Source organism: Nonlabens antarcticus, from assembly GCF_015356755.1.
Lineage (GTDB): Bacteria > Bacteroidota > Bacteroidia > Flavobacteriales > Flavobacteriaceae > Nonlabens > Nonlabens antarcticus.
In genome coordinates, this window is sequence record NZ_JADFCO010000061.1 from 46,032 (window position 1) to 71,739 (window position 25,708).

30 protein-coding genes and 1 tRNA gene are annotated in these 25,708 nt (G+C 37.4%); 17 read left to right on the forward strand and 14 right to left on the reverse strand.

The genetic code is table 11. The features are described 5' to 3' along the window. Window positions 1-6 precede the first annotated feature (6 nt). Window positions 7-2,472 (reverse strand): DUF5916 domain-containing protein, encoded by a 2,466-nt coding sequence (locus IQ282_RS02720; RefSeq protein ID WP_194850373.1) that lies wholly within the window; start codon window positions 2,470-2,472, stop codon window positions 7-9. Between the two features lie 94 nt (window positions 2,473-2,566). On the opposite strand from IQ282_RS02720, the gene msrA reads away from it, so the two are divergent. Then, window positions 2,567-3,091 carry a peptide-methionine (S)-S-oxide reductase MsrA gene (gene msrA / locus IQ282_RS02725; protein WP_194850374.1) on the forward strand — a complete coding sequence of 175 codons (525 nt, stop codon included), beginning with the start codon at window positions 2,567-2,569 and terminating at the stop codon, window positions 3,089-3,091. 2 nt (window positions 3,092-3,093) lie between these two features. Here the strand turns inward: msrA and IQ282_RS02730 are convergent, their stop codons facing one another. Together IQ282_RS02730 and folE are read right to left on the reverse strand one after the other, a co-directional pair. After that, the gene (locus tag IQ282_RS02730; RefSeq protein ID WP_194850375.1) at window positions 3,094-3,405 is read right to left on the reverse strand and encodes a hypothetical protein; all 312 of its coding nucleotides are present in this window, start codon (window positions 3,403-3,405) and stop codon (window positions 3,094-3,096) included. Between the two features lie 49 nt (window positions 3,406-3,454). After that, window positions 3,455-4,051 (reverse strand): GTP cyclohydrolase I FolE, encoded by a 597-nt coding sequence (gene folE / locus IQ282_RS02735; RefSeq protein ID WP_194850376.1) that lies wholly within the window; start codon window positions 4,049-4,051, stop codon window positions 3,455-3,457. Window positions 4,052-4,625: 574 nt separating this feature from the next. Here folE and IQ282_RS02740 point away from each other — a divergent pair. Together IQ282_RS02740 and IQ282_RS02745 are read left to right on the forward strand one after the other, a co-directional pair. After that, on the forward strand, window positions 4,626-5,252 hold the full coding sequence (locus IQ282_RS02740) for a Crp/Fnr family transcriptional regulator (RefSeq protein WP_194850377.1): 627 nt from the start codon (window positions 4,626-4,628) through the stop codon (window positions 5,250-5,252). Window positions 5,253-5,311: 59 nt separating this feature from the next. Then, window positions 5,312-6,112, forward strand: a complete 801-nt coding sequence (locus IQ282_RS02745) for a sulfite exporter TauE/SafE family protein (protein WP_194850378.1) — start codon at window positions 5,312-5,314, stop codon at window positions 6,110-6,112. 156 nt (window positions 6,113-6,268) lie between these two features. On the opposite strand, the gene IQ282_RS02750 is transcribed toward IQ282_RS02745, so the two are convergent. After that, window positions 6,269-6,865 carry a class I SAM-dependent methyltransferase gene (locus tag IQ282_RS02750; protein ID WP_194850379.1) on the reverse strand — a complete coding sequence of 199 codons (597 nt, stop codon included), beginning with the start codon at window positions 6,863-6,865 and terminating at the stop codon, window positions 6,269-6,271. Window positions 6,866-6,979: 114 nt separating this feature from the next. On the opposite strand from IQ282_RS02750, the gene IQ282_RS02755 reads away from it, so the two are divergent. The 4 genes from IQ282_RS02755 to IQ282_RS02770 all read left to right on the forward strand — a co-directional run bounded on the left by IQ282_RS02755 (window position 6,980) and on the right by IQ282_RS02770 (window position 10,416). Continuing rightward, window positions 6,980-7,639: a peroxiredoxin gene (locus tag IQ282_RS02755; protein WP_194850380.1), complete on the forward strand. Its 660-nt coding sequence runs from the start codon at window positions 6,980-6,982 to the stop codon at window positions 7,637-7,639. Window positions 7,640-7,776: 137 nt separating this feature from the next. Next, a complete protein-coding gene (locus IQ282_RS02760; RefSeq protein ID WP_228547192.1) occupies window positions 7,777-8,154 on the forward strand; it encodes a rhodanese-like domain-containing protein in 378 nt (125 codons plus the stop codon). Window positions 8,155-8,158: 4 nt separating this feature from the next. Then, complete coding sequence (locus IQ282_RS02765; RefSeq protein WP_194850381.1) at window positions 8,159-8,521, forward strand: cupin domain-containing protein; 363 nt, start codon at window positions 8,159-8,161, stop codon at window positions 8,519-8,521. A gap of 566 nt (window positions 8,522-9,087) precedes the next feature. Next, window positions 9,088-10,416, forward strand: coding sequence for an MBL fold metallo-hydrolase (locus IQ282_RS02770; RefSeq protein ID WP_194850382.1), 1,329 nt, complete (start codon window positions 9,088-9,090; stop codon window positions 10,414-10,416). Window positions 10,417-10,504: 88 nt separating this feature from the next. Here the strand turns inward: IQ282_RS02770 and IQ282_RS02775 are convergent, their stop codons facing one another. From IQ282_RS02775 to IQ282_RS02785, 3 genes are all read right to left on the reverse strand, one after another. Continuing rightward, entirely contained in the window at window positions 10,505-11,137 is a 633-nt protein-coding gene (locus IQ282_RS02775) for a TlpA family protein disulfide reductase (protein ID WP_194850383.1), read from the reverse strand. 228 nt (window positions 11,138-11,365) lie between these two features. After that, complete coding sequence (locus IQ282_RS02780) at window positions 11,366-11,743, reverse strand: hypothetical protein (protein ID WP_194850384.1); 378 nt, start codon at window positions 11,741-11,743, stop codon at window positions 11,366-11,368. Window positions 11,744-11,797: 54 nt separating this feature from the next. Further along, on the reverse strand, window positions 11,798-12,796 hold the full coding sequence (locus tag IQ282_RS02785; RefSeq protein WP_194850385.1) for a metal-dependent hydrolase: 999 nt from the start codon (window positions 12,794-12,796) through the stop codon (window positions 11,798-11,800). A gap of 235 nt (window positions 12,797-13,031) precedes the next feature. Here IQ282_RS02785 and epsC point away from each other — a divergent pair, with 235 nt between their 5' ends. The 8 genes from epsC to IQ282_RS02825 all read left to right on the forward strand — a co-directional run bounded on the left by epsC (window position 13,032) and on the right by IQ282_RS02825 (window position 17,728). Continuing rightward, window positions 13,032-13,832 (forward strand): serine O-acetyltransferase EpsC, encoded by an 801-nt coding sequence (epsC, locus tag IQ282_RS02790; RefSeq protein WP_194850386.1) that lies wholly within the window; start codon window positions 13,032-13,034, stop codon window positions 13,830-13,832. After that, on the forward strand, window positions 13,825-14,703 hold the full coding sequence (cysM, locus tag IQ282_RS02795) for a cysteine synthase CysM (protein ID WP_194850387.1): 879 nt from the start codon (window positions 13,825-13,827) through the stop codon (window positions 14,701-14,703). The genes epsC and cysM overlap by 8 nt, the downstream gene beginning before the upstream one ends. A gap of 173 nt (window positions 14,704-14,876) precedes the next feature. Then, complete coding sequence (locus IQ282_RS02800) at window positions 14,877-15,434, forward strand: YeeE/YedE family protein (protein WP_194850388.1); 558 nt, start codon at window positions 14,877-14,879, stop codon at window positions 15,432-15,434. Window positions 15,435-15,436: 2 nt separating this feature from the next. Further along, on the forward strand, window positions 15,437-15,850 hold the full coding sequence (locus IQ282_RS02805) for a DUF6691 family protein (protein ID WP_194850389.1): 414 nt from the start codon (window positions 15,437-15,439) through the stop codon (window positions 15,848-15,850). Window positions 15,851-15,991: 141 nt separating this feature from the next. After that, window positions 15,992-16,630 carry a DUF937 domain-containing protein gene (locus IQ282_RS02810; RefSeq protein ID WP_194850390.1) on the forward strand — a complete coding sequence of 213 codons (639 nt, stop codon included), beginning with the start codon at window positions 15,992-15,994 and terminating at the stop codon, window positions 16,628-16,630. Window positions 16,631-16,637: 7 nt separating this feature from the next. Further along, on the forward strand, window positions 16,638-17,051 hold the full coding sequence (locus tag IQ282_RS02815) for a DUF6146 family protein (protein ID WP_228547193.1): 414 nt from the start codon (window positions 16,638-16,640) through the stop codon (window positions 17,049-17,051). A 14-nt stretch (window positions 17,052-17,065) separates the two neighbouring features. Beyond that, window positions 17,066-17,569 carry a DUF6787 family protein gene (locus IQ282_RS02820; RefSeq protein ID WP_194850391.1) on the forward strand — a complete coding sequence of 168 codons (504 nt, stop codon included), beginning with the start codon at window positions 17,066-17,068 and terminating at the stop codon, window positions 17,567-17,569. A gap of 85 nt (window positions 17,570-17,654) precedes the next feature. Next, window positions 17,655-17,728 (forward strand) — tRNA-Arg (locus IQ282_RS02825). A gap of 154 nt (window positions 17,729-17,882) precedes the next feature. Here the strand turns inward: IQ282_RS02825 and IQ282_RS02830 are convergent. The 5 genes from IQ282_RS02830 to IQ282_RS02850 all read right to left on the reverse strand — a co-directional run bounded on the left by IQ282_RS02830 (window position 17,883) and on the right by IQ282_RS02850 (window position 22,982). After that, a complete protein-coding gene (locus tag IQ282_RS02830; protein ID WP_194850392.1) occupies window positions 17,883-18,944 on the reverse strand; it encodes a serine hydrolase domain-containing protein in 1,062 nt (353 codons plus the stop codon). A gap of 37 nt (window positions 18,945-18,981) precedes the next feature. Beyond that, window positions 18,982-19,359 carry a SpoIIAA family protein gene (locus IQ282_RS02835; protein WP_194850393.1) on the reverse strand — a complete coding sequence of 126 codons (378 nt, stop codon included), beginning with the start codon at window positions 19,357-19,359 and terminating at the stop codon, window positions 18,982-18,984. Window positions 19,360-19,623: 264 nt separating this feature from the next. Then, window positions 19,624-20,583, reverse strand: a complete 960-nt coding sequence (locus tag IQ282_RS02840) for a D-2-hydroxyacid dehydrogenase (protein WP_194850394.1) — start codon at window positions 20,581-20,583, stop codon at window positions 19,624-19,626. A gap of 149 nt (window positions 20,584-20,732) precedes the next feature. Beyond that, window positions 20,733-21,794 (reverse strand): 3-phosphoserine/phosphohydroxythreonine transaminase, encoded by a 1,062-nt coding sequence (gene serC / locus IQ282_RS02845; protein WP_194850395.1) that lies wholly within the window; start codon window positions 21,792-21,794, stop codon window positions 20,733-20,735. Between the two features lie 69 nt (window positions 21,795-21,863). Then, a complete protein-coding gene (locus IQ282_RS02850; protein ID WP_228547194.1) occupies window positions 21,864-22,982 on the reverse strand; it encodes an acyl-CoA reductase in 1,119 nt (372 codons plus the stop codon). 37 nt (window positions 22,983-23,019) lie between these two features. On the opposite strand from IQ282_RS02850, the gene IQ282_RS02855 reads away from it, so the two are divergent. Next, a complete protein-coding gene (locus tag IQ282_RS02855) occupies window positions 23,020-23,370 on the forward strand; it encodes a 4Fe-4S binding protein (RefSeq protein WP_194850396.1) in 351 nt (116 codons plus the stop codon). Window positions 23,371-23,854: 484 nt separating this feature from the next. Then, window positions 23,855-24,583, forward strand: coding sequence for a DUF6503 family protein (locus IQ282_RS02860; RefSeq protein ID WP_194850397.1), 729 nt, complete (start codon window positions 23,855-23,857; stop codon window positions 24,581-24,583). Here IQ282_RS02860 and IQ282_RS02865 read toward each other — a convergent pair. Both IQ282_RS02865 and IQ282_RS02870 read right to left on the reverse strand, forming a co-directional pair. Next, window positions 24,580-25,116 carry a CIA30 family protein gene (locus IQ282_RS02865; RefSeq protein ID WP_228547195.1) on the reverse strand — a complete coding sequence of 179 codons (537 nt, stop codon included), beginning with the start codon at window positions 25,114-25,116 and terminating at the stop codon, window positions 24,580-24,582. The genes IQ282_RS02860 and IQ282_RS02865 overlap by 4 nt on opposite strands. 230 nt (window positions 25,117-25,346) lie before the next feature. Continuing rightward, window positions 25,347-25,673 (reverse strand): DMT family transporter, encoded by a 327-nt coding sequence (locus IQ282_RS02870; RefSeq protein ID WP_194850398.1) that lies wholly within the window; start codon window positions 25,671-25,673, stop codon window positions 25,347-25,349. Between the last annotated feature and the right edge of the window lie 35 nt (window positions 25,674-25,708).

A 25,708-nucleotide genomic window follows, 5' to 3' on the forward strand; every position in this document is an offset into this window, starting at 1 on the left:
TAAATTTTATCCGAACCAGTTTTTAGCATTGTTCACATCTATGAAATAGGAAATACGCAAGGAAATATTATGCCTAACCGGTTCTTCAAATAAATTTGTCAAACTGTTCCTGTAATCTATGCTTCCCTGACTGTCTACATTAAAAATGCTGTTTCTGTACAATAGCGTGGCTTCACTACCTGGTGCAAATCTCCAGCGGTAGGAAAGGTCAAGATTCCAGACATTAAAATTAGCATCAGGATTTGAATTTTCTGCTAGCTCAAAATTACTGGGTTTGGTTGTTCCATCGTTCTGTAATTCTCCAAAATTGCGACTAAATCGCGCTCGAGACCAGAAATTCCTAAAGGATAAACTTAATGCCTCTTTATTGTTGAAATTGTAGGTGCCTGAAACTCTGTTTTCAACACTGTGTGTATCTCTCCTACTTAAGATAGAAGTAGCACCATTGTTTATGCGACGCACATAGCTATTGCGTTGATCGTTTTTATCCCACTCAAATCGATAAACCAATAAAAATTTATCTGAAAATCGGTAACGAGGTGAAATATTGTAACCATACCCTTTTTCATCATCGTTAAAAGCGGAGAAGTAATTAGCTCTTATATCTATCGCAAACTTTTTACGATAATCGGTAGAAATAAATCCTCCTGTGGAAAAATTTGCATTGTAGCGCACGTTTAAATCTTCAATTCTAGATTCAAATCTATTCAAATCACGGGTCGCAAGATTGAAATCCATACCAAAACCATTTCGCTCTCGAGTGTTAAATCTGCCATTAAGTCTTACTGTACTTCTTATATGAAAGTCTGGATCTAATGATCTTCTATGGTTAGCACCTAGTTCAATATTATAACTATTAAAAATCCCTGTAGGTACGAACTGATTATATTCCATTTCACCACCGAATTGCTGAAAATTTGTTCTAAAGTTCCTGCCCAGATCGTTGGGATTCCAGTTTTCACTCACATATACATGAGATAAACTGGGGCGCCAGTTTCCGCTTGTTCTGCGCCATCGTGCTTCTGTATTCAGACCACTATCCACGCCATCAGCAGTAAAACGATTGCTCATTTTAACCTCTGCACGATAATTATTACTTAGATTTTTATCGTTGTGATCTAAAACTAGAGCGGTAACATTAGCATCTGTAAAGCTACCGTTGCGCAGTGTGCTTGCATTGACAAGGGCTATGGAAGAATTTGTACCGTATTGTTGATCTAGAACGAGAACGTTATAATTAGTTAACGGCTCCGTCAGTGCGTTGCGACGGTCCCCAGTTAGACTGTTTTCAATTGTCGCTTCCGTTCTTCCAGAAATGGCATTTAGAAAACCGATGCCTAAACCTTGGCGATTTCTTCCCGTCACTTTAACAGCGTTCAGTAATTTTGAAGCATCGGGATTATCGACAATATTCTCATCTGTAAATAGAGCAATATTTCCTGCGCCACTGGGGGATTGCCCTATACGTCTTGAAAAGAAAATATCCCCTTTATTAAATAGATCTGTTCCCTCTGTAAAAAAAGCGCGGTTCTCACCAAATGTTTGCTCAAATGGACCCAGATTGAGTCGAACTTGATCAAATGCCACCTGACCAAAATCTGGTATCAATGTCGCATCCAGAGTAAATGCTTCATTAAGACCATATTTCAGATCCATTCCAGCAGAAAAGTTGTTGATGCTATTTCCATCAAACTGATCATAACTTGCCTGTGCAAAAGGATAAAGATTTAAACGTAGCGGAGGATTGATATTCTCAATTCCAGTCAATAGGGCGTCATATTGCGAGGAGGAACCTCGTGTGCGATCAATATAATTAAAGGAGTATTCCTCGTTTAAATGTGTGATTTTTCTAAATATCTGAAAACTCCAGTCCTGCACCGGTGCTTCATTAAACCTTAAGGTCCGGTAAGGAATCCGCATTTCTATGAACCACCCATTGGCACCTATGGTGGTTTCTGATTCAAAAACAACATTAAAGCTAAAGTCAGTTCGACTATTTTCTGCTGTGGCATCACCTAAACTGTTTGCGCTAGTTGCGTAAAATCGGGTTTGATTGATTTGATTATTGTAGGTGTTTACAAAAAAGCCAAACAAATCTGCTTGTGCAGATATCTCATCTCGCTGGGAGAACTGACGCAATATTTGAGAAGGATCATCATCATATAAAAATCCTGCGACATAAAGTGCATCATTATCGTAAGCGATCTTGAACTCTGTCCTATGGGTTTCTCGTTCTGGGAGACCGCTGGTAGGCTCGATCATTTTAAAATTACCTCCAGCAGGAATATTGTTCCAAAAATCCTCAAAGGGTTTACCATCGACTTTTGGTTGAGAAGTGACCCTGGTGGCGCTGTATTGTTTGCGTTTTATGACGGTTGAATCGGCATTTTGAGACTGCGCTTTCGCGAAAGCGGAAACCATTAAAATCCATAAAATTAATAGGAAGTACTGCTTACCCGAAATTTGACCCATTTTGCAAAAATAATATTTTATGAACGGCTAGCGATAAAGAGTTGTTAAGAAATTTCTTTAATGCGAATGCTGTCGTAAATTGGTAAAAAAAGCTATGGAAGCAATACTAGCTGGGGGATGTTTCTGGTGTACAGAAGCAGTCTTTCAACGCGTTAAAGGAGTAAGTAAGGTAGAACCAGGATTTTGCGGCGGTGCTATAAAAAATCCACCTTATAGAGAAGTGGTGCAAGGTAGAACTGGACATGCGGAAGCAATAAAAATAACTTTTGATGAATCTGTTGTTAGTTATCACAATCTATTGCAGGTTTTTATGGCCACGCACGATCCTACAACACTAAATAAACAAGGGTACGATATAGGAACACATTATCGCAGCGCAATATTTTATCTCAACGATCAACAGGAAAAAATTGCGCGGGAATATGTCAGCGAATTAGGAAAATCTGGTGAATTTGAAAACCCTATAGTAACTGAAATTGCACCTTCTCAAGGTTTTTACCCTGCAGAAGAGCAACATATTAATTATTATAATAACAATAGAGAACAAGGATACTGTCAAATCATTATTGACCCTAAAATACGCAAGCTGCTGGCAAAGCACGCAGATCTAGCGGTGTAATTTTAAAGAGCTTCTACCTCAATAATTTGAGGGCTATTAGAAGCTTTTTTTTCTTTACTGATAATGTAAGTATAGATCCAGGTTAAAGTAAACGTAGGTATAATATCGAGTCCGGGAACTAGTTCTTCAATGGTAGTCAAAATACCTGCTGTTTTTCCAGTACGCCCAGGATAAATTTGGGTCATTAAATAACCTGCAATAGGAGCCCATATAATATCTGTAAACTCCCCAATAATTGGTACTACATAAGATACCATTCCAACAAGGTCAAATAAAATGCTGAAGAAAAGCTTTGAGGATTTTGATTGAAACATAGTGTTGTTTAATAATTTCCTTAAAGACTATTCAAAAAGTATTCCGGTTTTAATGAAGGTTAGAAGAGATTAAGTTAAGAAACTCACTGCGAGTTTCTACTTTTTCAAACTGGCCTCTAAAGCCACTGGTCGTTGTGTAGCTATTCTGTTTTTGCACACCACGCATCATCATACACATATGAGCTGCCTCAATTACCACAGCCACTCCTTGCGGCTTGAGTGTCGTGTGAATGCATTCTAGAATGTCATGAGTAAGTCGCTCTTGAACTTGTAAACGTCTTGAGAAAACATCAACAATTCTTGGGATTTTAGAGAGGCCTACAATATGTCCATCAGGAATGTAAGCGATGTGTGCCTTTCCAAAGAACGGTAACATATGATGCTCGCAAAGAGAATATAATTCTATGTCTTTTATAATAACCATGTCGCGGTAATCTTCAGCAAACATCGCGCCTCTCAAAATTTCCGCGGGATCTTGATCATATCCACTAGTTAGAAACTGCATGGCTTTAGCAGCTCTTTCTGGAGTTTTTATTAAACCCTCACGGGTAACATCTTCTCCTAGACTCTCAATTACACTTTTATAATTCTCCTGAACATTGCTAGTTACTTCTATATTATACTCTTCAAAAACACGGTAAGGCATGGGTTTTAATTTTTGGAATTCAAGGTTAGCATGGAATAGAAAACCAACCAATTAATTTGTAAAGGCATTCTAAAAAAACTTTTGTCGTGAAATATATGGTTTGATTTCAGTTGTAATAAAATATATTTTTATAAGAAAAAGCAAAGGTGTTTTTGTTTCTGCGAAGCTTTAGGAGAATATTTTTTTGGGATTCTTGAGGTGTTGAAAACTCCAAGATTAGTAGCGATCCACATATTGAGTAATTAATTTAGTCTTTAATCTTCTGCAAAATTATAGAATATAAATAATAAGGAGAACCCCCTTAATTTAGGCCATGATTAAAATAAGCGATTTTTAAAGAAATCATTCGGATTATTTTATCACGGTTTTGAATTGATAGTCTCGAACAAGATGTAGTAAACATCTAGTCTTAACCTCTTTTAAGTAGTAGTTTATCTTTACTAACTTTATACTTGTATGTATCTCACTTTACATACTTATTTCTAGAACTAACTCTACGTTTACTTTTCAATAATACCTGATCAATAAACGGATCGTGTTTCCTAACACGTCATCACAAAAAAATAAAGAATAAATGGTCAAAGATCTCCACGAAAATTACGGTTCGCAATTTGAACCAGCGCTTCTAGAAGAAATAAATCAAGTAGCTATTTTTATGGAGGTTCCAGAAGGCAAGGACCTCATAAATCCAGGTCAATTTATAAAATCTATGCCGTTGCTTTTATCTGGAAGCATCAAAATTATGAGACCCGATTCTAAAGGGGATGAACTTTTATTGTATCATCTTGAAAAAGGGGATACCTGTGCCATGACCATGACTTGTTGTTTGGGAAATACTAAAAGTGAGATTCATGCAGTAACAGAAACGGATACGAAATTGCTGATGATCCCTATAGGTAAGATGGAAGAATGGTCTGGTAAGTATAAAACCTGGCGCAACTTCGTTTTTTCTAGTTACCATGAGCGTATGATGGAATTATTAGAGAGTGTTGACAATATCGCATTTAATAATATGGACGAGCGGTTAGACTTATACTTGAAAAATAAAATAAAGATTTTTAATAGTAAACACATTTACACAACCCATAAGGAGATCGCTGCAGATCTTCATACCAGCCGTGTCGTCATTTCTCGCCTGCTCAAAAAGATGGAAAATAACCGTAAAGTTAAGTTGCATCGCAGTTTTATTGAAGTCCTGTAACATAGGTCACTCAACATAGCTGCACAACTGGATATATTTGTTTCAAATTTGAAATAGTAATGGAAGCTGTAGAAGTTATAGGGTATGTTGGGGCATTCTTTATCGGTCTTGTTCTAGGTCTTATAGGTGGTGGTGGTTCGATTCTAACGGTTCCCATTTTAGTTTATGCTCTGGCTTTAAATCCAGTTATAGCCACTGCATATTCTTTGTTTGTTGTTGGTACGACCTCTCTGGTAGGAGCGATTAAGAACATGAGAAATGGAATGGTTGATTTTAAGACAGCAATCGTTTTTGCCATTCCCGCCTTTATCGCCGTTTACTTTACAAGAGCATTTTTAATTCCAGCAATACCCGATGTTTTATTTGAGGTTAACGAATTTGTCTTAACTAAAAATCTAGGTATAATGTTGTTTTTCGCCATCATTATGCTTCTCGCCTCAGTTACAATGATACGAGATAGAAAAAAAGTAACCGATGAGGATACAGTGATCTCCTATAATTATCCATTAATAATCATTGAAGGTGTAGTTGTTGGGACGATTACTGGAATAGTGGGCGCGGGCGGTGGTTTTTTAATCATTCCAGCACTGGTTTTACTTGCAAAACTACCCATGAAAAAAGCGGTGGCCACGTCTCTTTTTATAATTGCTATTAAATCATTGATCGGTTTTCTGGGGGATGTACAGACGCATCACATTGATTGGACCTTTTTACTTTCTTTTACTGCAATTTCTGTAGCTGGGATTTTCATAGGTATATGGCTTAACAAATTTATTGATGGCAAAAAATTGAAAAAAGCATTTGGATGGTTTGTTTTGGCTATGGGTATATATATTCTTTATAGAGTGTTGGCAGCTTAAAATTGATTTTTTAATCGATTGATCTAAAGCACTCTACCACTTTGAAATAAGACAATGTTTACATTGACCTAGCCGACTCTATTACTTAAAAACTTGCACAAATTCAATTGATTCATTTTAAGTTTCGCAGGACAGTTGTTGTGTTAAACGCTGATATCAGTATGATAGCTTTTGAAAGACTAAGGTTGTCATCGCTCTTAAATCTTGAACGTTAGTAGTTTTCACAGGCTCTAATAGAACAACAGGGTACATTTGCAAGAGTTCTGTAATTAAACTTCTAGACATTAATAATCCGCCAGCTTCTCCGCTTTGGTTGTCCTTAACTATTGAATTATTACTATCAAGTCCTATGTCGGATGCAGAACGTAAAAAGAGTGTTCCAGATCCTTTCAACACTCGTATTAATTCTGAAAATATGGTGTGAAAATGCTTTTCACTATTGGAGAAATGCAAAACAGCACTACATAAGATATGATCAAAATGAGAATTATCATAAGTTAGATTATCTAGGGATCCTATGGTGAATTTTGAGTTGAATTCTGGATAATTTGCTCTGGCTATTTCAATTCGTTCTCCATTGATATCAATTCCAGCGATGGGGTGGTTATTTTGATAAAACCATTTCAGGTTACGACCATTTCCACAACCAGCATCCAGTATAGATTCACCTTCTTGAAACCGGCCCTTCAAAATTTGATCTATAAGATATATGTCTACATTACCTAGAAGATTATAGGTTTGTTTGGTATTCATCGTTTTATAATTTGTAATTCAAATAAACAGGTTTAAAATGATTATCTGTTACAATTGTTACCATTTTACTGCTTGATTGTGCCTAACTTTAGTAAATAATCAAATTTAGCAATTATGGAAAATTCAGAAATAAATGTCGGGCATTCGATGCCCAGGATAGGTGATAATGCTCCTAATTTTAAAGCGAAAACCACAAAAGGAGCTATTCAGTTTTCAGATTTTGCACCAGACAAATGGGTAGTCTTGTTTTCGCATCCGGCAGACTTCACACCAGTCTGTACCACAGAAATGAGTGGGTTTGCAATACGGAAAGATGAGTTTACAGCATTGAATACAGAGCTTCTAGGGCTTAGTATTGATAGCATCCACTCGCATCTTGCGTGGGTGAATAATGTAAGGGAAAAGACGGGAGTCTATTTTGACTTTCCCATTATTGCAGATATTGATATGAAAGTGTCAAAGCTTTACGGTATGTTGCAACCCAATGAAAGTGAAACTGCCGCCGTGCGAGCTGTTTTCTTCATCGACCCTAAGAAGAAGATTAGATTGATCATGTATTATCCATTGAACGTAGGAAGAAATATGGACGAGATCTTAAGATCATTAGAAGCTCTACAAATATCAGATGAGAATGGTGTTGCTATGCCGTTAGATTGGAAAAAAGGAGATAAGGTAATTGTACCGCCACCAAAAACCTTAGATGAAATGAATGACCGTATGGCAGATAACAGTCTAGAGAAAGTTGATTTTTACCTTGCTAAAAAATCGATCTAAATATTATTCTTCGGCTAAAGTATATGAAGCTAGAAGCTTTTAAAACTTGGCTCTTTTCTTTATGATTAAGGGAATTAAATTCAGCTTTGGAATGCTAGTTGTACCTTAATATGTATTAATCTTTTAAAATCAAAGTGATGAAAAATATTATATTATTTATGGCACTTTTCGGGTTCGCCTTAGGTGCCACTGCACAGCAATCAGATGCTATTAAAACTTTAACTGTGACAGCATTTAAAAAAGCAATTAAAGAGGATAAAGTACAGCTTGTAGATGTGAGAACATTGGAAGAATTTAAAGAAGGTGCTATAGAAAATGCATTAAACATCGATTATTTTGAAATCGAAAAATTCAAAACAGAATTCGGAAAACTAGATAAGGATAAACCTATTTACCTTTACTGTAGATCAGGAAGTCGCAGTCAAAAAGCAGCTGCTAGATTAGAAACTATGGGTTTTAAAAAAATATTTGATCTCAAGGGTGGCTACATGGGCTGGCCTGAAAGAAAACAGTAGAAACATGAAAAAACTATCAATATTTTTAATTCTAATAATGCTAATGGTTGGCTGTGATGATTCTGGTCAGGAAGTTATAACTGAAAACGACCTCGCTTTAAAAGTTTCCTATGGAGATGAGATTTCAACCCAGACGGTTTTTGAAAGCAATTACAAAGTCATCCTTTTTGCAATGAGAAAAGGACAGGATTTGAAACCGCACAGTGCTCCCATGGATGCACCCATGATCATGCTGGAAGGAAGTGCTAGAGTAGTTATAGGGGAAGCTGAAACAGTTTTAACTAGGGGAGATATGTTAATTTTGCCCAAAGAACAAAAACACGGAGTAACTCCCATTACCGATTGTAAATTCATGCTTCTTAAATAGCTTCTATTTTTAATAAAGCAATAATCATTTAATGCAGTTACTATCTATGTGTTTGCACTAAATTATAGAGGTTTTTTAAATGTTGCAGATTTCAATGATTTTTAGTTTGAATGGATGTCAATTTGAATCTTATCGCTTTAGTTATTATAAGATTGTCGGAGATGTTTGAACTCCGCTAATTATGAGTGTTAACGGGCCTTCAAGATAAAAAAATTTCAATTCTGAATACGTTAGTTGTAATTTTTCATCAACTAACTTAAGTTTCACTTATTAACTGCTAATTGGGTGGCAGAACGATTAATTATTGGGGCGTAATTCATAAAAGAACCATTGGAGTGCAATGGTCTAAAGATTAAGCAATTCAATTAAGAGAAATGATCGGAAATTTTTGAAGATCAAATTATCAGAACTAAATATCTGACCATAGATCATATCACGCCATTTTACACATCACAGAATTTTCAATTTGTAGCTCTAAAAAGCGACACGGTAAAACTTTGTAGTTGTGTATCAAAAGTTACAACTAAGCAGCTTAGACTTCTTTAAATTTATAAAAAGTAATACTTATGAAGATCAAACAATTTGAATACAAACCGCTTTCCCACTATTCTTATGCCATTGTGAGCAACGGGAAAATGGCAATCATTGACCCTGAACGTGATCCTGAGCAATATTACGCTTTCGCGAAAGCGAACAATGCTCAAATCACTACAATAATAGAAACCCACCCGCATGCAGATTTTGTAAGCTCACATTTAGAAATACACAAACATACCAATGCGACGATTTATAATAGTAAAATATTAGGTGCTGATTATCCGCATAAATCATTTGATGATGGTGATCGTATTACGTTAGGTGCCATTACTTTAACGGCGATCAACACTCCCGGACATTCTCCGGATAGTATCACAATAATGGCTAGTGAAGGTGAAGAAACCGCACTTTTTACAGGCGATACCATTTTCATAGGTGATGTGGGTAGACCAGACTTGAGAGAAAATGCTGGAAATATAAAGGGAAAACGTGAAGAGCTTGCAGAGATGATGTTTGAAACAGTTTCTAATAAGTTTACACATCTTCCTAATAACTCCATTGTTTATCCAGCTCACGGCGCAGGATCTCTTTGTGGAAAAAGCTTGAGTGATGCTTCTAGCAGTACATTGGGCGATGAACGCGCCAATAACTGGGCCTTCCAAAAGCAGTCCAAAGAGTCTTTTATAGATACACTACTTGAGGGACAACCTTTTATTCCTTCCTACTTTGGATTTGATGTTGATATGAACAAAAAGGGTGCGCCAGCCATGCAGCCCTCCATTGATAAAGTTCCTTTCTCTGAAGATGAGAATGCTTCTGGACTTATCATTGATATGAGGGATGAAAAGTCCTTCAAACAAGGACACTTGAAAGGAAGTATAAATATTCAAGCCGTATCTGACAATGCGAAATTTGAAACATGGTTGGGATCTATTGTTGAGCCTAAAGAATCCTATACGCTTGTGGTTGATGTAAAGAAAAACAAGAATCATATCCTGCGACGTATTGCTAAAATAGGCTATGAAAAACAACTGAATGCGGCAATTACAGTATCTGCTGAAAATCTGCAGTCAACACCAGACTTAGATTTGATCGATTTTAAAAACAATCTTGAGGACTATACGATTGTGGACATACGTAATACGAGCGAAGTAGAACAAGGTAAATTTTTTGAGAATGCGCTATCGCATCCATTGAATAACTTGCGCAAAACGGCAGGCAAGATCCCGACCGATAAACCTATTGTTGTTCATTGCGCTGGAGGGTATCGCAGTGCAGCTGGAAGCAGTATTCTTCAGGCAGTATTAAAGGATGTAACTATTTATGACTTAAGCGATAATGTGAAGCAGTTTCAATAATTCAAAACTGTGAAGGTCAAAAAACCGCAATGGCTATCGCCATTGCGGTTTTTTTATGGATCAATTGAAGTCAAAAATTCAAAAAATATTATTTCAAACTGATCAGGAACTCCTTGAAATCTGATGTACTATAATCTGCCATTCCTTTGTGAATCAAAGCTAGGTTTCCATCAGCACCAATAACGTAAGTGGTAGGAATGGTCGTCGATTGATACATCGCTGGCGGGTTATTCCCAGGTGCATAAATAGGTAGGTTATAGCCTCTATTTTTATTGAAAGCTTTTGCCTTTTCAAAATCTTGGTCAAGGGATACCATCACAAATGCTACCTCATCTCCTAATTCCTCATGCAGCCTATCAATACTGGGCATTTCGGCAATACATGGAGGACACCATGTTGCCCACATATTTATAAAAATGACTTTGCCTTTTAGATCTGCTAATGATATCATCTTCCCCTGTTCGTTGATTAAATCAAAATTAAAATCTGCTTTCACAAGATCAGGAGATACTTGCGTTGAATCACGGCCTTCCATGTTTCTATTTACCGCCACCTCTTCTACATCAGGGTTCATGATGCCAGTTGCAAGCAGTCCGCGCTGGGCAAACGCAATGACTTCGGTATGTAGTCCGGTGATGTAAAGTGTGAGCGCTATGGCGCCTATGATGCCGTATTGAATCCAGGTTTTTCTGGAGTTGTTATCTTTTTTAGTATCGTTCATTAGAAATGTTTTTGTTTGAGTAAATATGGTAATCGGGATAAAAGAGGATTGTCTTTAGTGCTCTATTTTTGAAGTTGAATGTTAGATAGAATCCTGTGTAAAATCATGAGATTATTGTCTCGATAGTAGCAAAAGTTGCTCTAGGAAAAATGATTTGTATGTAGTTTGATATGCTTCCGTTTTTAAACAGAACATAAGTAACCGTAAGGAATTTCCTAGAGATCTTATTTACGCCCCTTGAGGAGGCGGAGAACTGTTATCTATATAAGGATAACTCAAATTAGAAATGTGGTGTTCATTGTAAACGACACCTGTTTCATAAATACAGGCATCCCATGTGAAGACTTCCAGCTGAAACGCAGAGTTACAAAGGCTCTGAAAGGTTATAATTTGAAAGTTAACTGGATCTGCATCGGAAAAATCTGCAGATTGTTGGGAGTCTTGAGTGAAATAGCTCTTCTTACAATGTGACTTGACAAAGCTAATTTCAGAACCGCTGAATAACATATTTAGTCCATTTCCTTCTATAGCAATGAGTTTTGCTAAGAAAATAAAGAGCAGGAGAATCGCTATTTGAGTTGGTGCTTTCACTATTGTCGCAAACATAGTAAGAATGGAGATAAGGCAATGTATTCTGCGAACCAATAACTTTGCTTTAACCTAGTTTCCTTTAATACGCGTCCATAATTCGAGCATTAATTTTTTTCCGTCGCTGGTATCTTTCTTCACCTCGGTAAATGTCACTTTTCCAGAATTATCCATCTCTATTTTATATTGAAAAACAAAGTTTTCAGCATCAGGCGCAGTGCTTAAAAGACCAAAACGCAAGTCGTTAAAATAGAGTCCGTCATCCTTTTTGGTAATGGTGTACCACTTTTCTGAAATCGCGATCATTCGCTGGACGGGCTCTTTTTCAATTAATTCACCCAGCAATTCGTGATTTTTAGGATAGCTTTCAAAAGAGATAGGTTGTGTATCAAAAAAGGAATAACTGCCTAATAAAAAAGCATTTTCTGTCTCTACATTAGCATTCCAAAGAATCGTATTTAGTGGCGCTGGTCTGGTGTCTATATTTAAATATTCAATATGTTGTGTTTTTAATGCAGACTCAAACTGAGCAGTAGCGCCCCATTTTAAAAAAATAGTGAGTAGGAGATAACAAGAACTTACCAGCAATCCCATTTTATTATAAAAAAATCTTTTGCGAGCAGTTCGTTTTTGCCATAGTGCTAAAATCAAAAACAGTAGAAACGGCACCGTATACAATGGATCAATGACAAAAATAGTTTTAAAAGCTAATCGCAAATCAAATGACCAAAACAATTGGGTTCCCCATGTTGTAAATGAATCTAGAATAGGATGGGTAAAAAACGCCCAGAAAAATAGCCACGACCAACCTTTGAAATCACTGTAACGTTCATATTTAGAAACCAACCATCCAAAAATGGGAGCAAACAACACAGAAAACACAATCGAATGGGTAAAACCACGATGTATGGAAATAGCGGTAACCGTGTCTGTTAAGTAATTTGCAATGATGTCTAAGTCTGGAATAGTGCCAGCGATCGCGCCATATAACATTGCTTTGTTACCTACTTTTCTTCCTAGAACAGCTTCTCCAACAGCAGCTCCTAATATTATTTGGGTAAGTGAATCCATAGAACCTGTAAACTTAAGTCATGAATTCGATAAATCCAGAAGTTGATCTGTATTGGTATATTATCCATACCTTGAATTGATTAACATTGGCTTGTGTTTAAGGCTATAAAATGTTCCAGTCAATATCTTTACCAGAATTCACAAGCTTAGTTTATATACAGAATAAAAGAGTGGTAAAAATTACTTTTCAAAGCTTCTCAAATATAACTGTCCTACGTCTTTACAAATACGAATGATGCATCCATCTGAATTATTATTAGCTATTAGCAAACAAAAGCAGGAAATTAAATTTTCCATGCGTTTGAAACGAGAATCACAGCGGTTTACCCAGTTACTTTACAATGCTTTATTTGATAGTGAGACGGAAGCTGATAAGACATTAATAGAGCTGGAAGATTTGTTTCTAGTTATTCGAAATCTTGCTTGTCCAGAAATAGTAGGTAAACCTTGCAAAACTTGGGAAGATTTCACCCAAGTCATTCCAGAGTTATTCTGTAGTCTTAAAAAGGATGCGCAGGCAATTTTTGAGAATGATCCGGCTGCTAGATCATTAGAAGAAATTTATCTAGCTTATCCTGGTTTTTTTGCTATCGCAATCTATAGAATGGCTAGAGAGTTTTTCAAATTAAAATTACCACTGATTCCGCGTTTGATGACGGAATATGCGCATCAGCTTACGGGAATTGATATTCATCCAGGAGCGAGTATAGGCAATTCTTTCTTTATTGATCACGGTACTGGAATCGTTATAGGTGAAACCGCAGAAATTCACGACAACGTTAGAATCTATCAAGGTGTAACTTTAGGAGCTTTAACTGTAAAAAAAGGACTCCAAAACAGTAAAAGACATCCTACTATTGGAGATAATGTCACCATTTATGCAAATGCAACTATTTTGGGTGGCACCACAATTATAGGGGAAAACAGTGTGATAGGTGGTAACGCATGGATTATCTCATCGGTTGAAAATAACTCAATAGTGTTACATTCTCCAGAAACTCAAATAATAAAAAATCCAAATAATCAGGATGAATAATACTTTATTAGATCAAATAGGAAATACACCTTTAGTAAAATCAATTGCTTTGAATACAAACCCAAATGTGAGTCTGTATTTTAAAATGGAAGGAGACAATCCTGGAGGCAGCGTTAAGGATCGAGCTGCCTATAATATGATTAAAACAGCGCTTGAGTCAGGTGCGATTGATAAAAGCTCAAAGCTTATTGAAGCTACCAGTGGCAATACTGGGATAGCGCTCGCCATGATTGCTGGTATTTACAAACTAAATATTGAGTTGGTCATGCCTGCATCTGCTACAAAAGAACGTGTCCAAACGATGCGAGCTTATGGCGCTACCGTGACACTGCATCCTGATGGTATTGAAGGAGCTCGGGATTATGCTGATGATAAAGTTACTAAGGAAGGATACTTCTCTTTCAACCAGTTTTCCAATGAGGATAATTGGAAAGCTCACTATAAAACTACAGGTCCAGAAATCTGGAGAGATACTAATGGAACTGTAACTCATTTTGTATCATCTATGGGAACTACGGGAACAATCATGGGAACCTCTACCTATTTAAAAGAGCAACATAAAGTCATTCAAATTGTAGGTGTACAGCCCACAGACGGGTCTAGTATTCCGGGAATTCGCAAGTGGCCTAAAGAGTATTTACCAGCTATTTTTGACTCCTCTAAGGTCGACCGGGTGATGGAAGTAAGCCAGGAGGAATCCATAGCAATGACAAAACGTCTAGCACGAGAGGAAGGCATACTAGCGGGAATGAGCAGTGGTGGCTGTACCACTGCGGCTTTAAGACTTGCTAGCGAGTTGGAGAGTGGGATTGTAGTGAGCATTATTTGTGATCGTGGCGATCGATATCTTTCCTCAGGTCTATTTGAATAGATCACCTTCCCAAACAATTTCTCAAAAATTCATGTAAATCATTAGCTATTATATTCAACTAGGCATAGGTAAATGTTATTGTCAAACAATATGTAGCTAATAAGTAGTAGGGTAACAATTGTTACTGTTTCGCTTTCGCGAAAGCGGCATCTTTGCACTTTAAAATTAAACTTATGAATTGGATATATGAACCGTGGCAGTGGTATGTGGCTGGTCCTTTAATTGCGTTGATCATGTTTTTATTACTAATAGTGGGGAAGCAATTTGGGATGTCATCCTCCTTGAGAACCACTTGTGCTGCAATAGGAGCTGGAAACGCCTCTGGTTTTTTCAAGTTTGATTGGAAGGCAGAACGCTGGAACTTGATGGTCGTTGTAGGAGCTATTATCGGTGGATTTATAGCCTCAAATTTTATGAGTGAAAATACCGTAGAAATTAATCCTGAAGTGGCACAACAACTTGCGGATGATTACAACATTCAAAGTGCTGGGGAGCATTATCTACCACCAGAGCTATTTTCATTGGAAGCGTTATCAGACCCTTTAATAATAGCAGTTTTATTAATCGGTGGCTTATTGGTAGGTTTCGGCGCTAGATATGCAGGCGGTTGTACTTCTGGACACGCGATCTCTGGATTGAGCAATTTGCAGTTGCCATCACTTATCGCAGTAGTCGGATTCTTTATAGGTGGACTGGTAATGGTTCACTTTATTTATCCTTTAATTTTTTAATTATGAAGTACATCACTTATTTGGTAATCGGAATTTTCTTTGGGATTTTAATGTTTAAATCAGAGGCCGCTTCCTGGTTTCGCATTTATGAAATGTTCCAATTCGGGAGTTTTCATATGTATGGAATTATAGGATCTGCGCTTGCTTTAGGAGTTATAGGCGTTCAAATAATCAAACGAAAGAATATTAAAACTACCGATGGGAGCGAGATGAGCCTAAAGCCAAAATCCAAGGGTGTTGCTCGGTACCTCATAGGCGGCATCATCTTTGGATTAGGCTGGGCGCTGGCGGGTGCTTGTCCAGGGCCTATGTATGTTTTGGCGGGTGCTGGTTATGGTTCCATCTTGATCGTGATCTTTGGTGCGCTGGCGGGAACATTTTTGTATGGAGTGGTCAAGCGATTTTTACCGCATTGATGTTCAAAACCTAAGGGCACACATATAAGGAGCAAAGTTTTATCTTTTTCAATAGAACTCTGTTGATGAAATTTTATCTGCTTAACAATTTACCCAAATCTCCCGGATGTTGTAACTTATACCTTCAAAAAATATTAAATAATGGCTTCAATTTTAGACCTACTACAAACAGACATGGGGCAAACGCTGATTAATGGCGCTTCCCAAAAGTCAAATACTGCACCAGACAAGACGGCAAACGTTCTTTCGCAGGCGATGCCCTTAATTTTAGGCGCGATGCAACGCAATGCCAAAACTCCAGAAGGAGCGGCATCATTAAACAACGCGTTATCTGATCCTAAACACAATGGTGGGATTATGGATATGCTGGGTGGACTATTTGGCGATGGACCCGGCAGTTCTGAAGAATTAGAACAAGATGGTGTAGGCATTTTAGGTCATGTTTTAGGCGGTAAACAAAAACAAGTCGAGAGCGCGATTTCAGCCTCAAGCGGCGTTGACATGCAATCTGTGGGTCAAATCATTAAAATCGCAGCTCCTATAGTCATGGGGTTGATCGGGAAGCAAAAACAACAGAACCAAGTTAGTCAAGGAGGAATAGGAGACCTTTTGGGATCTGTTCTGGGACAATCTGGGTCTGGAGACTCTTCTTTTCTAACCTCCATCCTTGATGCAGACGGTGATGGGAGTATGATGGATGATGTAGCAGGAATGATGTCCGGTGGAGACAACAAGAAAAAGGGACTTGGCGGTATGTTAGGTGGACTTTTTGGTAAATAAATATAATATGAGATATACTCTGACTTTCTTATTGGTTTTAGTTGTTGTGCTGTTAGTGGCAAGTTGTGGCAGTGTGAAATCAACAAATCCTATTGATCAGCAAACCTCAAATGAGGGAGATACGATTCGCATTGCAAATGACAGTCTTGAATATGAGATCATCATCATCGAGCCTGGATTCAATTCCTGGCTTGTTACTCAACCATCTAGAGGTTATAGATCCCTTATCTCAATGGATTTGAGTAATGATTTTAAAGTTCCAGAATATAATATTAGAGTAAATAATCCTTTAAGATACGGCCCAGATTTGTATCCCTTTAGAATTGATTACGATAGGAGCGTGGACTATGGTTATGAGGTCACGTATTTATTATTCAATTACTTTAAGTTCTTTGAAGAGCGGTACAATCAACGTCTGTAGATTACTTTTGTGGCATGCAGGAATTGAAAAAACGCTGGGAGATTACAAAAAACTGGCAGCTCATTTATATTTTTTTAGGAATTATAGGACTTCTTGCTTGCGGCTTTTTTGTGGCCTCAAGGATAATACCTAGTAATTTTGACGATGTTACTTACGAATATGTCTTTGTTTTAGCGGTTACACTAATTAGCGCGTTTTTATTTTATAAACTTTGTATGTGGCTTTTTACCATGTTGAAACCGCGGTGGCAAGTTGAATATCGCTGGCAACTGGTCGCTATTTTTATAGTTTTCGCAATCACTGGATCTGCATCTGCAAGGCTTTCTGGTCCTGTAGTAGGTTGGTTGGGACTTCATAGGGAAACTACAAGTGGCTGGATATTTTGGCCTTTACGCATACTAATCTTATTTCCTTTCTATCAAGTTTTACTTGTTTTAATGGGATGGCTTTTCGGCCAATTCAAATTCTTTTGGGCGTTCGAAAAGAAGATGCTCAGAAGGTTCGGAATTAAGTTGTGAAGCACTTGAATAATAATTAAAGAATCTCTTTTGGCTTTTTAAAATTGCTCTATATTTGCAACCGCTTTGAAAGAAGCTATTTTACGGTCGCATAGCTCAGCTGGATAGAGCACCTGCCTTCTAAGCAGGCGGTCGCAGGTTCGAATCCTGCTGCGATCACAAAAATCCTCATCCTTGATGAGGATTTTTTATTTTAAAGATATTTCCAACAGTTTTACCACTGATCTCAGTGAAGGATTGATTTTTTATGAGTAGGAATTGAATCTCGCTTTCGCGAAAGCGAGCTAATTATCAAACCCTCAAATTTTAAAATTTAGAGCTTATCTAAAACTGCTGGAATTAATCGTTGCACAAAGGAATTATTATAGAAAGCGCCGCTGCTGTTCGTCAACGCTATAACAATCGTTTGATCTAATGGTCTGTAAAATAGAAAGGATTGATACTTCAAGGTGCCGCCAGAATGTCCAACGTAGTACTGATTGTCAAAAGTCAAGTCCATTAAACCGAGGCCATAATGATCAATAATACCTGTTCCTATAGGAATTGTCATGGGTTTCATTTCAATGGAGGTATTCATAAGATCCAGCTGGTCTGGGTTAAGAATTGTTTTTTCAATAAATAACTTCTTCATGAATTTCAGCAATTCTTCGCTGGTAGCGTGAACATCACCGGCATAACCATACACTTCCTGAGAATCACTAACATCACTAACTGACTTGAGATCTTGAGCAAAAAACGTTTGAGTGGTATCTCTAGCATTCAGCATCCTGATATTACGTAATCCTTGATTTTTATAAAAGTCGTTGAAGGCAACTGCATAATTTTGTCCGTTAACTTTTTCAACTATTTTTTCTAATATCAAATAGTTGGAGTTGCTGTAATTAAAGATATTAGCTGGTTTTTTAATACCTGAAATTAAGTTTGCCCGTTCCTCAAAGCTACGCGGAGTTTTCCCAATAGTAACTAGCTTTACCCATTTTGGATTCTGTGTATAATCTGGTAAGCCGCTGGTGTGATTGAGCAGTTGTCTTATGCTGATGTTTTTCCACAAAGAACGATCATCATTTTCTATGTAGGAACTGACCTGATCTTCAAGATTTATCTTCCCCTGCTCAACTAAATCTAAGATAAAAACAGCAACCATCATTTTAGTGGTGCTTCCTATACCATAGCTTTTAATATCCTGTACTTCTGGGTTGTGATAATCTATATAAATAGAATCCTTAGGGTTCCAAATGGTTAATTCTAGGGTAGGTAATTTATCTACTTGTGCAATTTTAAGAACATCTTCCCTGATGGAGCTCCATTCTGTACCTTGTGAATGAGCGATTGGAACCTTCAATAAAAGTGCTATAAATACTAGTATCGCTTTCAAATTTCAACTATTTCTATAGGTTTAACTTCTAATTCATTTAAAATTCAGTGAGCCACTTAACCGCCATATTTTCATCTTTTTCCTTGTAAGTTTTAAAGTTGATTGTAGGAATTAGCGCAAATTCAAGAGACAACTTATCTCTTAAAGCAACATCAGAAGTGACTACCGCAATCTTATTGACCTTGGCCATCAAGTCTACAACATGGGTCAATAGCTTTTTAAACTGCGCCCACATGCGAGTAAAGGTTAGCTCTCCAAAATTTTCAAATTCTATGTAAAGTAATATAGGTTGATCCATTCGTTCCTCCTTCTTTTCAACTCGTTCTATAAGCCAGTCTACATCTTCTTTTTCAAGTTCTTCTTTGACTCTAAACGCTAGAATATCCGGATCTTGCTTTGAGATTAGTTTTATCATTGTGAGGTTGATTTGGTTGTTTTAAAGGTATCCTTTTATTTCTACATTATGGAGACTGTTAAATTCTCTGGGAACGACGAGCTTCACGTATTACATTACTCATAGAATCATGATTTTTAGCAGGAAGAAAACTTTAATTCTTTCTCATCAATGGCAAACATAATACTCCTGCATCAACAGTACATGAGGGTTGAAGTCAATGACCTCCTAAACAAAAAGCGCATCCTAATAAAAGGATGCGCTTTCAAAATTATTGTTCTGAGATTATCCCATTATGGCTATAATTTGATCTGCTAGTTCTGTTCCTATACGATCTTGAGCCTCATTTGTGGCTGCACCTATATGCGGCGTCAACGACAATTTACTGTTCATCATTAATATTACCTCTGGAGCTGGTTCTTTTTCAAAAACATCCAATGCCGCAAAGCTAAGATGCTCGTTATCTAATGCATCTACCAAAGCTACTTCATCCAGAACTCCTCCACGGGCCGCATTTACAACTGCAGCACCTTTTTTCATCATTTCAAATTCTTTTTTACCTAAAACATAGCCTTTTTGATCGGGTACATGAAGGGTAACGAAATCTGAATTTTTTAAAAGATAAGATTTCTCGACTAATGGAATTTCCACTTTAATTTCTTGACCATCAAATAATTTCCAAGAAACAGTCGGCGCTTTTTCTACAAAGCTATCGTGAGCAATAACGTTCATTCCTACACCGGCAGCAATTATGGCAACCTCTTGACCTATTCTTCCTAGACCTATGATGCCTATTGTTTTTCCACGCAGTTCAACGCCCTTGGCATAGGCCTTTTTCAAGCCTTTGAAATTACTATCACCTTCTAGAGGCATAATTCTATTTGAATCGTGCAGGAAGCGAACGCCGCCATATAGGTGTGCAAAAACCAATTCTGCCACGCTCGCACTACTGGCTGCAGGAGTGTTGATGACTTTTAAACCTTTTTGACGTGCGTATTCTACATCAATGTTATCCATTCCCACACCACCGCGACCTATGATTTTTAAGCTAGGACAATTATCGATCAATTCCTGGCGCACGGTTGTTGCAGAGCGTACTAACAAGACATTAATTTCGTTTTTGTTAATGTAATCTTGCAATTGATCTTGGGCTACGTTAGTTGTGATTACTTCATAACCGGCAGCTTTTAATTTATCAACTCCAGTTTGTGAAATGCCATCATTGGCGAGTACTTTATTGCTCATAATATATGTTCCTACGTAGGCAGGAATCTCAAGAATTCGTTACCTACAGTTAAATTTTGAATGTCTGGCCGTCGATGGACAGCTTGTTACTTTTTTTGTTTTAATAATGATAGTTTTTTTGCTTTCGCGAAAGCGAACTCTACCACATTCTATGCTTTCTTTTCCAATTCTCTCATTACATCAACTAGAGTCTGGACACTTTCTACCGTCAAACCATTGTACATGCTAGCTCTATAACCACCTACAGATCTATGACCATTAATACCGCTGATTCCAGCATCCTTTGCCATAGAATTGAACTTGTCTGATAATGATTCTTCATTCATGGTGAACGTAGCATTCATGATGGAACGATCTTCTTTATCAATCACATAGCCTTTAAACAACTCATTCCTATCAATCTCAGAATACATAAGATCTGCCTTGTGGTTGTTGATCTTTTCAACCCAATCAATTCCACCGTTTTCCTTTAACCACTCTAAGGTCAGCATCGTCGTATAAATAGGGAAAACGGGAGGCGTGTTGAACATGGAATCGCTAGCGATATGCTTGTTATAGTCTAACATAGACGGAATCTGGCGGCTTACTTTTCCTAAAATATCATCCTTTACCACAACGAGAGTTACTCCAGCAGGACCCATATTTTTTTGAGCACCACCATAAATCAAGTCGTATTTTTCAAAATCACGTTGGCGCGACATAATATCGCTGCTCATATCACAAACTAATGGTACATTAACTTGTGGTGTGCTTTTAAGCTGTGTTCCAAAAATAGTATTGTTAGTCTGAATGTGAAAATAATCAGCATCATCTGGAACAGAGTAATCTTTCGGAATGTGGTTGTAATTATCTGCTTTGGAAGAAGCAATAATATTCACCTCACCAAACATTTTAGCCTCTTTGATCGCCTTTGCAGACCAGGTTCCCGTGTCTAAATATGCTGCCTTTTTCTCCATTAAGTTGTAAGCGACCATCAAGAACTGCATGCTAGCGCCGCCAGCGAGATATAAGGCGGTATATCCTTTACCGCTCAATCCCAAATGTTCTAATGCAAGAGACCTGGCTTTTTCCATGACTTCAACGAAATCCTTACTGCGGTGTGAAATCTCAAGGATACTTAAATCATTAAAATTTAAAACGGCGTCAGCAGCTTTTTTAAGAACCTCTTGAGGCAGCACGCATGGACCAGCACTAAAGTTGTGTTTAAGCATTCGGATTTCAATTTGATTTCTACAAAAGTGCAAAAATGGATTCCGATTCTGATAAAAACCGCTAACTTTTTAAGTTAAAGTCACTAGAAAGTGCACGGTATCAACACCATCTGCATAATCATTAAGCTTAGGCATTTGCGTAGTTCCGAAATCTACCAACTGTGGTGCTGCAAGTTCTTCCACGACGGGTTTCAAAACATTTTGCATTGCGGTTGTTGTAACCACACACTGTAAATTATCTGACTTTGCTTTGATCTCTGCCATTATTTCTTCTTCATTTTCATAAAAACTGTATCCTAATGAAGCGATAGGAGAGGAATAACTATCATTTTCTTCCTTCATGATAAGAAATTCATTATCCAGCAGTTTAAATTCACTCATCAAATAAACTGCTTTATTATAATCGTAATTATTTGAATATTTAATGTAGTTGATCAATTCTCTTTTTTCAAACATCGCATTAAAGAAGGCATCAAAATTATAACCAGTAGGTACTTTTAAGTGACTTACACTGCGACATCCCAATCCAAAAAACAAGAATACATCATCGCTTAAAGCAATGAGTTCCTCGCGGGTTTCATTACCGGTTAAAATCGCGATAGAATTCCTGTTTTTCCGAATAATATTTGGTTTTTTACCAAAGTAGTGTTCAAAGTATCGCGACGTGTTATTGCTTCCCGTGGCGATGACAGCATCAAAATCGGTTAATCTTTCGCTGGTAAATTCATAAGAATCTTTTAAACTAGGAGTTTCTGCGGTGGCTAATTGCAACATCAACGGCAATAAAACATCATCATTACTGCTGGTTTTGATCTGCGCAAAATGACCGGTTAGAATGATGCACAATACATCGTGAAATCCTACCATGGGGATATTTCCAGCAGCGATTACCGCAACCTTTTGGGGACTAACACTATCTAAATGATAGGGTGTCAGCCAGTTATTTAGATTTTCTACGGTTAATGCTTGCGACCATTGCTCTAAAGCAAAGAGCAAATTATCGCGGGTGAACCAGGAGTTTTTCTGCTCTGCGAGCAATAAAGTTTGATTGATGGTCACCGTCCACAAGTCCTTATTGATGTCGATATCGCTACCGCTGGATTGTAGATATTGGGCTAGAATGGAGCCCGCTTTCGCGAAAGCGGAAACTCTATCATTTAACGAGGTATTAATTGGCTTAACAGGCAATGAATCTTATTTTTGCACAAAAGTAAAGAAAACAGTTATGGCGATCATCATTACAGACGAATGTATCAATTGTGGCGCCTGCGAACCAGAATGTCCTAACACGGCAATCTATGAAGCTGCAGACGACTGGAGATATGCTGACGGTACTGACCTGGACGGTAACGTCGTGTTGCCCAACGGTAAAGATGTGGATGCAAACGAGACTCAAGAGCCCGTTAGCGATGAGTTTTATTACATCGTACCTGATAAGTGTACAGAATGCGTAGGATTTCATGAGGAGCCGCAATGTGCAGCGGTTTGCCCAGTGGACTGCTGTGTTCCCGATGATAATGTCGTAGAGTCACAAGATGTACTCAAAGCAAAGCAGGCATTTATGCATAAAGATTAAAGCTTGATTTGTCCACAAATTCAAGATTCCTCGCCTTTTGCTAGTATCAAACTTTAAAAAAGTAATTTTCTAATTAGCGAATTACATTTTTGCAATTGCAGATCGTACTTCCCGATGGACGATTTGAAGGGTTTTAACCACCTTCTAAATTTGTCATGCTTTTGACATTTTCTTTGAGTTAATTCAAGCAAATTTTTAGTTCACTACAAACTCAGATTAATCTACTTCCTTATGAGGAAAGAATGCCTGGGATTAAATCATATTAAATTGATTTAAAGAGACTCTACTTTTTTATTCCATACCTCATCTGAATCTAAGATGGTATCCTATAGTCGTTGATAAACATCGCGACGCAAATCATCATTAAATAAAAACCTGGCGAATATAAATGAGATCATTTTGCCTATTTTTGAACGATGAATAATCCCATTAACTGACTGACAGTTTGAGGAATATACTTTTAAATATCAAATATTCTTGCTTTATGAAATATAGTTGTATGTTTTTGATGTTTTTTGCCTTCGCGGCGGTAAATTCTCAAGAATTGCCACCACAATTAACCGGGCCACAGTTACTCAATAAAGCTATTGCATATCATGATCCTAACGATGCCTGGTCAAACTTTGTAGGTAACCTTGAAATTCTGACAATAGCGCCAGATACAGAGGACAGAACAAGTTTCATCGATATCAATTTACCTGAAAAAAGTTTTGAACTTATCTCAAAACGCGGCGAAATGATCAATGAATATAGAGTTTTTAAAGACAGCGCCACCGTTGCTAAACTTGATATTTCTAAACCTGATAGTATCATTACTACCACCGAAAAGGATTTTGAACGTGCCCTAACGATGCGTAATTATTATACCTATTTATACGGTTTACCCATGAAATTAAAGGATCCGGGAACTATTGTGTCTTATGAGGTGCAACGTAAGAACTTGAATAAGAAGGACTATCTCGTATTACAGGTCAATTATAAACCTGGTGTGGGAAACGATGTCTGGTACTTTTATTTTGATCCCGTGACCTATCGCATGGAGGCATACCAGTTCTACAAGGAAAAGGAAGAAAGGAAACCAGATTTACAAACTGGCGAATACATTTTACTATCGGGAGAATATAAGACCAACGGTATTCTTATGCCTCGAGTTCGCAAATGGTACTACAACAAGGATAAAAAATACCTCGCGACGGATACGATACTAGATTAAGAATCTGAAACCTCAATGCAATCGATCAATAGTTCAAAATCCTGCTCTTTCCCATTGCCAATTAAAAACTGGACTTCCTCAATCTTTTTGAAATTAAAGTTGGGTAAATCCATTTTTTGACCTCTATAGGTAGGAGCCATACTTGAAAGTGGGATGATAATCGTTTCCCAATCTCCACTCGTTTTGAATGTAGCCACATAGCTGTATTCTACTTGGTTTTTATGACTGATCCTGAATTGGTATTCATTTCCATCTCCTTTAACTCTTAAAATGGCAGATTGTTTAGGGTCAACCGCAACCGATGGTGCATAATATCGAACAGATGTGAACCCTCCATTATTTTCTAAAGAAACATGACCATTGAATCGAGCATGACCTTCATCAGTAAGCGAAATTTTACCTTTTGAAAACCCGCCCATAACTCCATCATTGACAATAAGCCATTCTTTAATAGAACTATTTTTTGTAAAATCAAAAAGTGTGATAGGAGTGCTCATAATGGCAAGATTTATTAAAATGAGTATAAGTTTCATGGGTATGACTTTCAATATAAGTCGTTCCCAGCTCTAAGGCTTTCAGTCTGCTTATTTTTAATAGTATTTTAATAGTGAGTCATTATTGCTGCTAACCTTCTATTTCAATATGCTAAGCGAGAGTATCAGCGCTCGCATAAACTATTATTTATATAAATCGAAAGGTAAAGTCAATCGCGATAAAGGGTACTGGTTGAGAAATAATCAAACTGAGGCTAAGAACTATAAAATTAATTAGAGACAAATTTGATTCCTATGATGGAACTCACAAGTGTGAACATGAAGAACATTCTCCAGAATCCTACAGGATCTTTAAATACTAAAATTCCCATTAGAACGGTACCTAGAGCACCTATTCCTGTCCATACGGCATAAGCCGTTCCCAGAGGTAAGGTTTGCGTGGCTTTTATTAATAAACCCATACTTATAGCGATGCTTATCGCAAAACCGCCGTACCACCAATAAACTTCATTTCCCGTTGCCTCATTTGCTTTGCCTAAACAAAAAGTAAAGGCTACTTCAAATAGACCACCAATAATTAAAAAAAACCAAGCCATAGGTTGTTGCTTTAAATATTTAAATGAATACTAAA

Excerpts from the sequence above, each read along its gene's own strand:
- IQ282_RS02720 (WP_194850373.1), bottom strand. The coding sequence starts at position 2,472 with ATGGGTCAAATTTCGGGTAAGCAGTACTTCCTATTAATTTTATGGATT.
- msrA (WP_194850374.1), top strand. The coding sequence starts at position 2,567 with ATGGAAGCAATACTAGCTGGGGGATGTTTCTGGTGTACAGAAGCAGTC.
- IQ282_RS02730 (WP_194850375.1), bottom strand. The coding sequence starts at position 3,405 with ATGTTTCAATCAAAATCCTCAAAGCTTTTCTTCAGCATTTTATTTGAC.
- folE (WP_194850376.1), bottom strand. The coding sequence starts at position 4,051 with ATGCCTTACCGTGTTTTTGAAGAGTATAATATAGAAGTAACTAGCAAT.
- IQ282_RS02740 (WP_194850377.1), top strand. The coding sequence starts at position 4,626 with ATGGTCAAAGATCTCCACGAAAATTACGGTTCGCAATTTGAACCAGCG.
- IQ282_RS02745 (WP_194850378.1), top strand. The coding sequence starts at position 5,312 with ATGGAAGCTGTAGAAGTTATAGGGTATGTTGGGGCATTCTTTATCGGT.
- IQ282_RS02750 (WP_194850379.1), bottom strand. The coding sequence starts at position 6,865 with ATGAATACCAAACAAACCTATAATCTTCTAGGTAATGTAGACATATAT.
- IQ282_RS02755 (WP_194850380.1), top strand. The coding sequence starts at position 6,980 with ATGGAAAATTCAGAAATAAATGTCGGGCATTCGATGCCCAGGATAGGT.
- IQ282_RS02760 (WP_228547192.1), top strand. The coding sequence starts at position 7,777 with ATGAAAAATATTATATTATTTATGGCACTTTTCGGGTTCGCCTTAGGT.
- IQ282_RS02765 (WP_194850381.1), top strand. The coding sequence starts at position 8,159 with ATGAAAAAACTATCAATATTTTTAATTCTAATAATGCTAATGGTTGGC.
- IQ282_RS02770 (WP_194850382.1), top strand. The coding sequence starts at position 9,088 with ATGAAGATCAAACAATTTGAATACAAACCGCTTTCCCACTATTCTTAT.
- IQ282_RS02775 (WP_194850383.1), bottom strand. The coding sequence starts at position 11,137 with ATGAACGATACTAAAAAAGATAACAACTCCAGAAAAACCTGGATTCAA.
- IQ282_RS02780 (WP_194850384.1), bottom strand. The coding sequence starts at position 11,743 with ATGTTTGCGACAATAGTGAAAGCACCAACTCAAATAGCGATTCTCCTG.
- IQ282_RS02785 (WP_194850385.1), bottom strand. The coding sequence starts at position 12,796 with ATGGATTCACTTACCCAAATAATATTAGGAGCTGCTGTTGGAGAAGCT.
- epsC (WP_194850386.1), top strand. The coding sequence starts at position 13,032 with ATGCATCCATCTGAATTATTATTAGCTATTAGCAAACAAAAGCAGGAA.
- cysM (WP_194850387.1), top strand. The coding sequence starts at position 13,825 with ATGAATAATACTTTATTAGATCAAATAGGAAATACACCTTTAGTAAAA.
- IQ282_RS02800 (WP_194850388.1), top strand. The coding sequence starts at position 14,877 with ATGAATTGGATATATGAACCGTGGCAGTGGTATGTGGCTGGTCCTTTA.
- IQ282_RS02805 (WP_194850389.1), top strand. The coding sequence starts at position 15,437 with ATGAAGTACATCACTTATTTGGTAATCGGAATTTTCTTTGGGATTTTA.
- IQ282_RS02810 (WP_194850390.1), top strand. The coding sequence starts at position 15,992 with ATGGCTTCAATTTTAGACCTACTACAAACAGACATGGGGCAAACGCTG.
- IQ282_RS02815 (WP_228547193.1), top strand. The coding sequence starts at position 16,638 with ATGAGATATACTCTGACTTTCTTATTGGTTTTAGTTGTTGTGCTGTTA.
- IQ282_RS02820 (WP_194850391.1), top strand. The coding sequence starts at position 17,066 with ATGCAGGAATTGAAAAAACGCTGGGAGATTACAAAAAACTGGCAGCTC.
- IQ282_RS02835 (WP_194850393.1), bottom strand. The coding sequence starts at position 19,359 with ATGATAAAACTAATCTCAAAGCAAGATCCGGATATTCTAGCGTTTAGA.
- IQ282_RS02840 (WP_194850394.1), bottom strand. The coding sequence starts at position 20,583 with ATGAGCAATAAAGTACTCGCCAATGATGGCATTTCACAAACTGGAGTT.
- serC (WP_194850395.1), bottom strand. The coding sequence starts at position 21,794 with ATGCTTAAACACAACTTTAGTGCTGGTCCATGCGTGCTGCCTCAAGAG.
- IQ282_RS02855 (WP_194850396.1), top strand. The coding sequence starts at position 23,020 with ATGGCGATCATCATTACAGACGAATGTATCAATTGTGGCGCCTGCGAA.
- IQ282_RS02860 (WP_194850397.1), top strand. The coding sequence starts at position 23,855 with ATGAAATATAGTTGTATGTTTTTGATGTTTTTTGCCTTCGCGGCGGTA.
- IQ282_RS02865 (WP_228547195.1), bottom strand. The coding sequence starts at position 25,116 with ATGAAACTTATACTCATTTTAATAAATCTTGCCATTATGAGCACTCCT.
- IQ282_RS02870 (WP_194850398.1), bottom strand. The coding sequence starts at position 25,673 with ATGGCTTGGTTTTTTTTAATTATTGGTGGTCTATTTGAAGTAGCCTTT.